At 59.5% G+C, this 12101-nt stretch carries 8 protein-coding genes; 5 read left to right on the top strand and 3 right to left on the bottom strand.

Features of this window, described 5'->3' with window-relative positions; translation table 11 throughout:
• Nucleotide 1: 1 nt before the first annotated feature.
• The 3 genes from G3O01_RS20875 to G3O01_RS20865 are packed head-to-tail and all read right to left on the bottom strand — an operon-like array spanning nucleotide 2 to nucleotide 2834.
• Nucleotides 2-1027, bottom strand: a complete 1026-nt coding sequence (locus G3O01_RS20875) for a glycosyltransferase family 4 protein (RefSeq protein WP_205807117.1) — start codon at nucleotides 1025-1027, stop codon at nucleotides 2-4.
• Nucleotides 1028-1035: 8 nt separating this feature from the next.
• The gene (locus tag G3O01_RS20870) at nucleotides 1036-1992 is read right to left on the bottom strand and encodes an SDR family oxidoreductase (protein WP_205807030.1); all 957 of its coding nucleotides are present in this window, start codon (nucleotides 1990-1992) and stop codon (nucleotides 1036-1038) included.
• Complete coding sequence (locus G3O01_RS20865; protein WP_205807029.1) at nucleotides 1989-2834, bottom strand: glycosyltransferase family 2 protein; 846 nt, start codon at nucleotides 2832-2834, stop codon at nucleotides 1989-1991. The genes G3O01_RS20870 and G3O01_RS20865 overlap by 4 nt, the downstream gene beginning before the upstream one ends.
• Nucleotides 2835-3070: 236 nt before the next feature.
• Between G3O01_RS20865 and G3O01_RS20860 the strand changes: the two genes are divergently transcribed.
• The 5 genes from G3O01_RS20860 (at nucleotide 3071) to rfbF (ending at nucleotide 12101) form a co-directional block, all read left to right on the top strand.
• Entirely contained in the window at nucleotides 3071-3385 is a 315-nt protein-coding gene (locus G3O01_RS20860; protein WP_205807028.1) for a hypothetical protein, read from the top strand.
• 64 nt (nucleotides 3386-3449) lie between these two features.
• Complete coding sequence (locus G3O01_RS20855; RefSeq protein WP_205807027.1) at nucleotides 3450-4214, top strand: CmcI family methyltransferase; 765 nt, start codon at nucleotides 3450-3452, stop codon at nucleotides 4212-4214.
• Nucleotides 4215-4265: 51 nt separating this feature from the next.
• Nucleotides 4266-5480, top strand: coding sequence for a glycosyltransferase family A protein (locus G3O01_RS20850; RefSeq protein WP_205807026.1), 1215 nt, complete (start codon nucleotides 4266-4268; stop codon nucleotides 5478-5480).
• 132 nt (nucleotides 5481-5612) lie between these two features.
• A complete protein-coding gene (locus tag G3O01_RS20845) occupies nucleotides 5613-11060 on the top strand; it encodes a glycosyltransferase (protein WP_205807025.1) in 5448 nt (1815 codons plus the stop codon).
• Between the two features lie 270 nt (nucleotides 11061-11330).
• Complete coding sequence (rfbF, locus tag G3O01_RS20840; protein WP_205807024.1) at nucleotides 11331-12101, top strand: glucose-1-phosphate cytidylyltransferase; 771 nt, start codon at nucleotides 11331-11333, stop codon at nucleotides 12099-12101.

The following is a 12101-nucleotide window of genomic DNA, read 5'->3' as shown; positions in this document are numbered from 1 at the left end:
GTCATACCTCGGATTGTTGGGTCAGTGTTGACTGAAACCGGCGCCAGCGCAGGTCGACGATGATGCCTATGACGACCAGCACGGCGGCCCACCCTGCGACAGTGCCCCACTGAACGGCCGGGGAGCGGCCAAGTACAAGTAACGCAAGCGCTATGCCGACAACCATAACCGCGTACCAGGCCCATGCGGTGCCCGCATGGCCGACGCCCGAACGCACCATCCGCTGATAATAATGCTCGCGGTGCGCTTGCCAAAACTTTTCGCCGCGCATCAGACGCCGCGCCAGAGTCACCGACGCATCTCCAATGAACGGCGCGAACACCAGAGCTGGAAACCACACGGGCCACGCACCGCCGCGCCATCCCCAGTAACCGAGCGCGCCCGCCAGATAGCCCAGCGAGATCGAGCCCGCGTCGCCAAGAAAAATTCGGGCCGGATGGAAATTGAAGAACAGAAAGCCGAGCGCGGCGCCTGCTACCGCCAGCGACGCCAAGGCCAGTTCGGGCATCGAATGGTCGGAAAGAAGCGCCGCAGCCGCGTAGCCAAGGAAGCCGAACAGCGCCATCCCGCCAGCGAGACCATCTGCACCATCCATGAAATTGTAGAGGTTGACCAGCCAGATCATCAAAAATGCCAGCGCACAAAGCACCCACCATGGTGCGGCTGCAGGAAACAGTGCGACGAGCGCGGCTACGGCGATCAGATGCGCTGCAAAGCGCACGCGCGCGGGCAATCCGCGGCGGTCATCGACCTGCGAGACGGCGGCGAGGAACGCCGTCGCCAGCGCGGCGAACCACAGCGACGGCGCGACCAGCAGCATCGCCACGACGGCGACGGGCACGATGCCCCAGCCGCCGACGCGCGGCGTTGGGCGCACGTGGAGCGAGCGGTCGTTCGGGATATCGGTCGCGAGGCGCCAGGCAAGGCCTGTCTTCAGCAAGACAAACAGGATCGCCGCGCACACGCAGACAGCCGCGCCGGCGACGAGCGGAAGTGTCCATGGAGCCATCAGTGAATGCATCTGCATGAGCGGGCTCAATGAGTCGAACGATACCAGTCGACGGTTGCCGCCAGACCTTCTTCGGTTGAGAACGGGGGTTGCCAGCCGAGGACGTTGCGAATGTGCGATGTATCGACCTGCAGGCTGCCGATCAGACGGTCGACCTGCGCCGAGCGTCCTGTCAGCCGGCCCACCATGCGCAGCCAGGCGGCCGGCACATGCAACAGCCGCGCCGGCTTGCCAAGATGGCGTCCGAGCGCGCGCACCAGTTCGGCCACGGTCGGCGCATCACTGTCCGCGACGTGGAAGCACTGGCGCGCGGCACGCGGATCGGTCGCACAATGGACGAGCGCATCGGCGAGATTGCCGACGTACACCATGCTACGCCGCGCGTCGGCGCCGCCGAGTGGCAGCGGAATGCCCCACCATACGGCGTCAATCAGGCGCAGGAAGTTAGCACGCACTTGCGGTCCGTACACGAGCGGGGGCCGGACGATCACAATCTCCAGGCCAGTGTCGTTGCCGAGACGAGTCAGCGCCTCTTCCGCCGCGCGCTTCGAGCGACCGTAGGCGTCTTCGGGGCGCGGGGGGGCATTCTCGCGGAGCGATTGTCCACCATCGCCCTCCGCAACCGCCTTGATGCTGCTCACAAAAACGAAGCGCGGCACGCCATGTTGTCGTGCGGCCGCTGCAAGGCGCAGCGTGCCGTCGACGTTGGTCGCGCGAAACGCGGCGTCGGGGTCGGCCGCCGTGTCGTTCATCACGTGCACACGGGCGGCCAGATGCACGACGCAGTCGGCGTTCAGGCCGACGAGCCAGTTCTGCGCGATGCCGCTGTAGTCCGCGCTCGCGTCGACCCACTCCGCCACGCCGTCCACGCAACCGCCGGAACGCCGCACAAGCCCCGTCACGCGATGGCCCGCGTCGAGCAACGCGCGGCACAGCGCGCGACCGACGAAACCGTTCGCTCCGCTCACGACGACATGACTCATAGCCACTTCCAGCCAAAACGATTGAAGAACCTGAACGCGGACGCGGCGAACATGCGGATGTGCGCGGAGCCCTTGCGCGCCGCGCCGCCGCCATGATGCACCACGCGCATGGCGGGCAGATAGGCGATGCGGGCGACTTCGTGCGTGCGAAGACTCAGGTCGTAGTCCTCGAAGTAGAGGAAGTAGCGCGGGTCGAAGCCAGCCAGCTGTTTCAGCACGCTCGTGCGGAATAGCATGAAGCAGCCACTGACAATGGGCGGGTCCCAGACGATGTCGCGCTCGTTGATCAGATCCTGCATTTCGTAACGTCTGAGTCGGCGGGCGAAGTGGCGCCGCACGCTCGCAGGCAGGAAGCCGCGCACGAACAGGTCGAACAGCGTCGGATAGCGGCGGCACAGGTACTGTATGCGGCCGTTTTCGTCGCCGATGCGAGGGGTCAGGAGACCGGCCTCGGGGTGGGTTTCGAAGAATTCCAGCGCTTTCGCCAGTGCGTCCGCCGCGAGATCGATGTCCGGATTAAGGACGAGATGATAGCGGCTCGCTGCGCGCTCGATGGCGAGATTGTGACCGCGGCCGTAGCCGACGTTGCCATGGCCGCTCATGATCTTGCAAGCCACGCCCAGATCCGCCAAGGTGGCAATTGCCTGCGACAGATCGGGAAGCCCGCCATTATCGACGATATATACATCGACCGGAATATTTGGGCGGGATTTACGCAATTCACTGCATGCGCTCCCCAAACTGGCGAGCGTACTCGTCAACAAGGCTTCTGCGGGCCTGAAAACGACGACAGAAACCGACAAGCCCTTGGTCTCGGAACGCGGCTCATCGAATGAAATCATATTTGAAAGGAGTGGCGTATTTTGGTAAGAACGCCTTTAAATTTGAAGGCCGCAACTACGCGGCAGTTTGCTAAAAAAAACCGATTTCGGCAACCGGATTTGCGGTTTGTTACGCGATTTTTATGCGAAACACGCAACACGCGACCTGAATCTCTCGAAGCGGCCAACGCTCGCTGCACTCGCCCGGCCGCAGTGGACAGGTCAATCAGGGGCTCGCCGCAAAGCAATATCCTCGCATGAAGACATGCCTGAAACGTCTGAGCTGGCCGCGTCCGGCAACATCCTTCCGCTTCAACAAAATTGAGCAACGCGCTGGCAGTGACGTGGCGACGACTCACCGCACGCGATTTCAGCGCCAGATGGCACATCAAGGACACAGCACGAAGTTGGATCGCGCCGATCATTCGCGCAACTTGACATCGATCCAGGTTCTATTCGTCCAGCGTCAAGCGCTGACGTCAATGACGCTTCGTGCTCCTTGCGCCGGTGTTCCCTTCGTGCCCGATAATGATGTGTCGGTCGGTTGCCGTCTAATCGACGTTAAGTCATGATTTCAGAGATGCTCACCACCCCGGCTTCATGACATTCCAGATGGGAGGCCCCTTGTTCGAGCGAATGCAGAAGCTTGTCAACGCCATGCAAAACGTGGGCCCCCATGCCGACGCCGACGATCCCTGGACAACCAGGCATCACGGTAATTTTCGGGCCTTCTTCGCTGAGCCAGATCTGACAGACGAGGAACGCCGACTCGTCGAATCGTTCTCCGACCTGTACTACCGGAAGATCGACAATTTTCGCGGCCTTCATACCATCGTCCTGTCATGGATGGGCTATGAAATGTTCAAGTGTCCGCTCGATCTATGGATTTACCAGGAGTTGATCGTCCGCGAGCGCCACGATCTGATTATCGAGGTCGGCACCTACAAAGGCGGCAGCGCACTATACCTCGCGACGGTCTGTGAACTGGCCGGTTTCGGGGAGATTGTCACGATTGACATCGACCCCACGTTTGATCAGATTCGGCCGCGGCATCCCCGCATCACCTATTTGACCGGTTCGAGCATCGCTGAGGAGGTGATCGACAAGGTCGCGCGCGCCGCAGACGGCAAGCGCAACATTCTTGTCATTCTGGACGGAGATCATCGATGTGAGCACGTCCTGCAGGAGTTGCGAATTTATCAGCGCTTCATTCAACCCGGTGGCTTTCTGATCGTGGAGGATACCAACATAAACGGCCATCCAACCTATCCGGAGTTTGGCCCCGGCCCTTGGGAGGCCGTCGATCTGTTCCTGGCAGAGAACGACCGTTTCTATGCCGATCGCACGTGCGAGCGGTTCATGCTGACGATGAATCCACGAGGATTTCTACGTCGACGCTGAGTTGATCCAGGCCGGCCAGTCATGACGACGCGTTTAACGCAAGGGAACGGAATGTCGCAACCATCCTTTTCGATTTTGTTGCCGAGTCGAAACCGACTCGATCTGTTGAGACATGCGATCGATTCGGTCCTGGCACAAAACGTAGGAAACCTGGAAATCATTGTCTCGGACAACGCTTCCAGCGAGAACTATTCCGAATATTTGCGAACCATTACGTCGGTGCCAATCCGATATATTCGCGGAGACACGCCGATTTCGGTAACGGACAACTGGAACCGCGCACTCAAAGCCGCGACTGGCGACTACATCGTGATGCTTGGCGATGATGACGCCCTGACGCCCGGGTTCATACAGAAAATCAGCCATACCATCAACGCCCACGCGCGCCCGGACGTCGTTTACTGCATGGCTTACCACTATGCATACCCGGATGTTCTCCCCGACCAGGCCGATGGGTATTTCTGCACAGTCAATAACAGCACGCTATTCGACGAAGAGCACGCGCCATACCTGCTCGATCGGCAAAAAGCAAGGCACCTCGCCCAGCAGGCTTTGCGATTTCGACATCTGATAAGTTTTAACGCCCAGCATTTCGTGTGGCGGCGCGAGTTCATGCAGTTCAACGGACCAACGCAGGCTTTTTTCCAATCTCCCTATCCGGATTTCTTCGCCTGCTTTTTGACCTTTTTGACAGCTGAGAAAATAGTCGTCACGCCCACCCCTGAAGTCATTATTGGCATTTCCAGGCGCTCCTTCGGCTTTTTTCATGCGAACAACAAAGAGGAAGAAGGGTTCCGCGAATTTTTTGGCGAACAGGTTTCGGAGACCGCGCTTGCTGCGGGAAGTGACGATATCCTCCGCGCACTGCGTCACCCCGGCACTGGACACTACAGGAACTGGCTGATCGCTGCGCTTTATGTCAAACGACATCTGGCCGACTTCGCTGACTTGCGGATCGATCTGCGCCGCTATCGTCGGATCCAGATATTCGAACTTGCCCAAAGCAGCGGATACAATAAGACGCTGAGCCGTCAACTTTTCAGGCAAAGGATGAAAGACTTCGAAACAGAAGACCGACGGTACGCCGAAAGACTGTTCTGGTCGTTCGCAATGCTGGATCGCGTCAAAACGCTGGCGCGACCCATGGTGGTCTACGGCCTAAGAGAGTTGCTGAACATCCACCACCCGCCGAAAATTATTACGCACGAGATCGGCAACCACGCCAATATCATGGACGCCTTTCGCTGGCTGGAAAAAAATCGCTAGTACCGCCATTCAACGCAACGCCCCTTTCCCCGGAGCAGACGGACAATCTGGTGATCCGGTGATTATCGAAAAAATCTGACGCGTCAAACCTTCTACGACACTTGCACGCGTCCTGCTTTCGAATTTTTAACTATGCCCAGGAAAAATCGCTCTTTGCTTTCCCGATATAAATTATTCGTTAGGCTCTGTCTTCTGGCCGTCGCGGGCGGCCGTCCGCGTGTTGACCTTCTTGCGCTGTTCGATCCCGAATGGTATCGATCGTCGAATGCCGATGTCGCAGAAAGAGGCCTCAAGCCGCTCGCGCATTTTCTCAAGCATGGCTTGCTCGAAGGCCGCAATCCAAATCCGATGTTCGACGCAAGCTGGTACATGGAGCGCTACCCCGACGTCGCAGCATCGGGGGGCAGCGCGTTGGCGCATTTCGTCGGGTTCGGCGCTCGCGAGGGACGCCACCCGCACCCATTGTTCGATACCCTCTGGTACCTGAATCACTCTCCCGACGTTGCAGCGGCCGGGATCAATCCGTTGGTGCATTTCATCAGATCGGGCGCCGGCGAAAAGCGCGATCCGCACCCCCTGTTCGACATCGATTGGTATCTCGCGCGCTACCCGGACGTGGCTGCAGCCGGCGGCAACCCCCTGGCTCATTTCATCAGGTGGGGCGCAAAGGAAGGACGCGAACCGCACCCCCTGTTCGACACCAGGTGGTATCTCGAGCGCAACCCCGACGTCGCAGCATCGGGCGAAAACGCGTTGGCGCATTTCATCAGGTGGGGCGCCCAGGAAGGACGAGACCCTCATCCCCTCTTCGATACCAAATGGTATCTCGAGCGCTATCCCGAGGTCGCAGCAGCCGGGATCAACCCGCTGGTACATTTCGTTACGGCAGGTGCGCTCGATGGACTGAGTCCACATCCTATGTTCGACAGTGCCTGGTATCTGGAGAACTATCCGGATGTCGCCGCTGCCCGGCTTAACCCGCTTCTCCACTATCTGCAATATGGCGCGGCCGAGGGGCGCTCACCGAATAGCGAATTCGATTCGCAGTGGTATCTCTCGCAGTATCCTGACGTAGCCGCGGCAGACATCAATCCGCTGGTGCATTACGTTCTCTTCGGCGCCGACGAAGGTCGGCTGCCACATCGGAAGGCCCTATCGCGACCGCGACTGGAAGACGCAATCAGGCGGTACGAGGAAGCGGGTGACCTCGCGGCGGAAACGATTCTCCGTCTTCGCCACGATGACGCGAGCGATACTGCTCTGAGCTTTCTGCTGCCGCATCAACCTCTGAGCGTGCAGGTCGATCCCAGCCTGAGTTCGACTCCGACCTTCAGAATTCTGCTGCCGTCCCTTCAGGCGCGCCACGCCACCGGCGGCCCGAATACGGCGTACGTTTTGGGCATGCTGCTCGCCAACCATGGCATCCCGGTCAGCTTCATTTCAACGGACCTGCCTCCCGACGAAGAGCTGGATGCGATCAAGTTGCACGTGCAACGATTGACGGGGCTGGAGCCGGACGCGCTCGAGGTCGAATTCCTTGATGGAAGCAACAGGTCGAAGTCTCTGGCCTTCGGCTATAACGACGTACTGATGGCGACTGCGTGGTGGACCGCACATGCCGCACAATCCGCGACCAGCATGCTTCGTTGCAAGCGCATCTACTATCTCGTGCAAGACTACGAGACGCTCTTCTATGGCGCTAGCGAGAACTTCGCTGATGCCGATGCATCGTACAGCTTCGATCACGTCCCGATCATCAATACGAGCCTGCTGCGCGACCATCTGGCAAGCCGCGCCGTTGGCCGCTATGCGAGTACCGATTTCAGCCGGCAGGCCATCGTGTTCGAGCCCGCGATCGACCAATCGTACTTCCATCCCGAGGAGCGTGACGCGCAAGCACCTCGCCGCTTGCTCTTCTACGCGAGGCCCACTGTTGCAAGGAGGAATCTCTTTGGACTCGGTGTTGCTGTTTTGCGCGCGGCCGTCGAAAAGGGGCTTTTCGGCGACGGCGGTTGGGAATTTGTTGGAATGGGAGAATCGTTTGATCCAATCCCCCTTGGCCGTGGCTACATGCTCGAACCGGCCAAATGGCTCGGCTTCGAAGGGTACGCGCAACAGATGCGCGGAACGGACATTCTCTTGTCCTCGATGCTTTCGCCTCATCCGAGCTATCCGCCACTCGAAATGGCTGCATGCGGAGGACTGGCCGTCACGACAGCGTTTGGAAGCAAAACGGCAGCGCGCCTTGCTGCGCTCTCGCCCAACCTGATAGGCGCGGATCCGGAGATCGGCGACATGCTTCTGGCTCTCGCACGCGCGCGCGCACTCAGCGACGATCGCGGTCGCCGGAACACACCGCCCCAACTAAATCTTCCGCGGAACTGGACCGAAAGCCTCGCGCCTGCGGTGGAGACAATTCTCACACAGTTGCGACGTGACGGCGTTTCGAGCCGTGGAATGCTTCCGAAACTGGCACGCCCTGTTTCCTTCGTCCGCGCAGACAGTGTCGTTGGCGATGTCCCCCACTTCTACCAACACCGGGCGCACGTGCGCCTTAAGCGGTATGTCGGAGGCGATACCTCGGGCCTCCTCAGCCTGATTACCACCGTCTACGACACGGACCCGTCATTCCTCACGGACCTCGCTCACACGGTATTTGGCCAGGACACGACCGCCGAATTCGAATGGCTGATACTGGACAACGGCACGTCGCGCGCCGACACGCGCGCGGTCCTCACTGAAATCGCGCGTGATCGCCGCGTACGCCTTGGGCGTGTCGAACAGAATCTGGGAATCATCGGCGGCATGCGCTGGTGTCTCGAGCGTGCACGGGGACGCTACGTCGTTCCCGTCGACAGTGACGACCTGCTGTTTCCCGACAGCTTGCGGACGCTGTCGAGTTTCCTCGAACAGGCTGGCATGCCGCCTGTCGCCTACACCGACGAGGACAAGACCGACGGAGACAACCATCGCGATGCATATCTGAAGCCAGACTGGGACCCCGTTCTGTTCGTCCACTCGTGCTACATCGCCCACTTGACTGCGATCGACCGAAAGACCGCCATTGAACTCGGCTGCTATTCGGATCCGGCGGTCGAGGGATGCCATGATTGGGATACGTTCATTCGGTTCCTCAGTGCTGGACATCAGCCGACGCACATCCCCGAGGTGCTTTATTCGTGGCGGATGCACGAGTCGTCAACGTCGAGCAATTACCGCGCGAAACCTTACATCTATGCGTCTCACAAAGCTGCGCTCGAACGCTTCCTGAACGAACGCGGCAAGCTCGACAAGTATGAGATTGCGCTTTCGCCGCTGTTCGGCGGCACGCCTGATTACCGCTTCAAGCGACGCGAGGCCGGTGCCGACGTTGAACAGATCGCCACCGTCATGATCGATCAACGCGTTTCGCGCGAACGCCTGCGCACCGCAATTGACGAAATGAGTACCGCCGCACGCTATGTCCACCTGCAAGCTCGCTCGTGCGAGTTCGTCGAACCGGAATTTGCCGACGAAGTGCTGATGCATTTCGATCTGTTCCCGGATTCCGCGATCGTTGGCGGACGCATTCACGATGGTGACGTCGTATGCGAGGGCGGATATGTATTCGGCTATGGCGGTTCAGTCGGCTGCCCCGAGCGTGGCAACTCGCTGACCAACCCCGGATACTTCGCGCAAAGCTGGAAGCCCCGATCGGTCGCGGCTGTCTCTGCACGCCATTGCATCGTGAACCGGGCATTCCTGGTCGAAAGCCTGGACAAGTTGCCAGCAGAAATCAGCCTGACGATGCTGGGCCCATGGCTCGGCGCGCTTGCCTGCCTTGCGGGACGACGCGTGATTTACACCCCGCTCATCGGAGCGAAACTGGGACCGGGCGATGTAGCCGCGTTATCGCACGACGAGCTTGCCGGGTTCACCGAGGCGTTCAGCGGCCTGATGCGAAATCCTGTGGGTTACGCTCGACACCTGGATCGAAGCGGACAGCGCGCGTATCAGCCTGCGGAAGCCGACGCACCGCTGATCCGCGCGCCTTACACAACCTATTTCCCACGGCACGTCGAACAGCGCTACGAAGCGCTCGCTCCGCATCTCACGGGCGATCTACCGACCATTTCGGTATTGACAACCGTATACGAGCGCACCGATACCACGCTGTTTCGCGCGACGGCGGACGCGATGCGCGCGCAACGGCACAAGGCAAGCGAGTGGATTGTGCTAGCGCATGGCCCCATATCGGCGGAACTCGACAAAACGCTAATCGACCTGGAGGCAGAAGGCCTGATGCGATCAATCCGTCACGAAGTGAACCTCGGGATTCATGGCGGGCTGCGTGTCTGCCTCGAACATGCAACGGGTGACTTCGCACTCTCCATGGACGCAGACGACCTGTTGACACCTGACGCACTGGCGATACTCACCGACGCTGCAAAGCAACATCCTGACAGGGCGATCTTCTACTCGGATGAGGACCTGCTGATCGAAGGTGAAATTCGTCATCCGTACTATCGTCCGGATTTCGATCCCGTGCTGCTGTTCGCCCAGTCGTACATCTGGCACACGATACTCTTCCAACGCAAACGCGCGCTGGCACTGGGCGTATTTACGTCGGGCGAGGCCGAATACGCACAAGATTGGGATATTCTTGTCCGCTTTGTCGAAGGCGGTCATGAGCCGTTGCATATTCCAGAAGTTCTGTATCACTGGCGACAACATCCGCGCTCGCTCTCCAACAGTGGCACGTCTTTCTCCGGCAGCGCGATGTCCGTCCAGGCAATACTGCGTGGCATCGCACAGCGCCGACGTCCTGATCTCTATGAGGTTGCGCCCTATCCGTTCGATCTCGGCATTCAAGACTTCTATCTGAGACGCCTGCAGAAGGAGCCGGCGTCGGTAGATCTGTTGTCGATGGGCGTTGATGCGCGCGCGCCTGAGCACTTTCCATTTGCTAACCGTCAGGTTGCGCCTGCATTCAGAGGCGCGCGTGGAATCGCAGTTCTGCTCGATCTTCTGGAACACTCGGAAAGCGAATTCGCGATGCTCGTCGGGCCCTCGACCGTAGCAATCGAGAACCAGGCGATATGGGATTCGCTGAAGCACTTCGAACTGGTAGGCAATGTCGTTGCCGTTACAGGTCCGCTGGTCGACACCGCGGGCAAGATCTTGCGGGGCGCGCTAGTCATCCACGACGGCGGGCACCTTTACGACACGACCGCTGGCCGCGCGATGAACGATCCATGCGCGGGGTCACTGGGACTTAAGCCTCATTGCGTCGACGGTGTGTCACCTGATCTACTGCTCGCACGTCGCACGTTCCTTGTCAATGCACTAAAGGCGGCGCCCACGAATCTGGCGATGCGCAGCCTCGGCGCATGGCTTGGAAGCTTTGCCGCCCGTGAGGGCCAGTTCATGGTCTACGAACCTCTGCTCAGAGGCTTCGTGAAGAATGAAAATGACCTGGTCGGCGACGGACTCAATGGCCTCCAGACGGCCTCGCGTCATCTGCTGGCGCCACGTCCGGCCGGCCATGTGCCCATACGGGGCCTCGCTGGATTCGTCCGTCATGCCGACATGCATGCGTAACGGCGACGCGTCGAGACGGCCAGGGCAAACCTGCCATACCATATGCTCCCGGCCTTGACCGCAGCGTGACTGCAGCGGCCCGGCCCGGGAACGAAGACCTGGCTGGGCCGCAGCAGAAATCAAAGGCATTACCGTGAGTAAGATCGATGGCGCGAAAAGCGTCGACTTTTCAATGAAATTGGGTTCGCGTACACTGACCTCCTATGCTTTCTGAGCATCCCCAGTAGGTCCAGCGCAATCCGAATCAGTTACTGCTCAGTCCATACACCTATGAAAGCCGTAATTCTTGCCGGCGGGTTTGGCACCCGCATTAGCGAAGAGTCGCATCTGAAACCCAAGCCCATGATTGAGATCGGTGGCAAGCCAATCTTGTGGCACATCATGAAGATCTACTCGCACTATGGGATCAACGACTTCGTGATTTGCTTGGGGTACAAGGGTTATGTAATCAAGGAATACTTCGCAAACTATTTCCTTCACACGTCCGACGTCACGTTCGACATGAGCAAGGGAAACGGCATGGAGGTGCATCAACGGTATGCCGAGCCCTGGCGGGTCACGTTGATCGATACCGGAGCGGAGACGCTCACAGGCGGGCGCCTGAAGCGAGTTCGCGATTACGTCGGCGGCGAAACATTCTGCTTCACGTATGGCGATGGTGTTGCTGACATCGACGTGGGCCGCCTAGTGGAGTTTCATCGGCAGCATGGCAAGCTGGCAACGGTGACGGCCATTCAGCCGCCCGGTCGCTACGGCGCGTTGCACACCGACGGCGATATGGTCCTGAACTTTCAGGAAAAGCCCGCAGGCGACGGCGCATGGATCAATGGCGGCTTTTTTGTCCTCGAACCCGACGTTTTCGATTACATCGAGGGCGACGGTACGAGTTGGGAGTCTTCACCGTTGCCCAAGCTCGCGGCTGAACGTCAACTGATGACCTATCAGCATCGTGGCTTCTGGCAGGCAATGGATACGCTACGCGACAAGAACCACCTCGAAGAGTTGTGGCGAACGACTCCTCCCTGGCAGGTGTGGTCGTGA

This window comes from Burkholderia sp. Ac-20365 (assembly GCF_017104715.1).
GTDB lineage: Bacteria > Pseudomonadota > Gammaproteobacteria > Burkholderiales > Burkholderiaceae > Paraburkholderia.
Note: the sequence above shows the minus strand (reverse complement) of the source record. Positions and strands in the feature narration are given on the sequence as shown.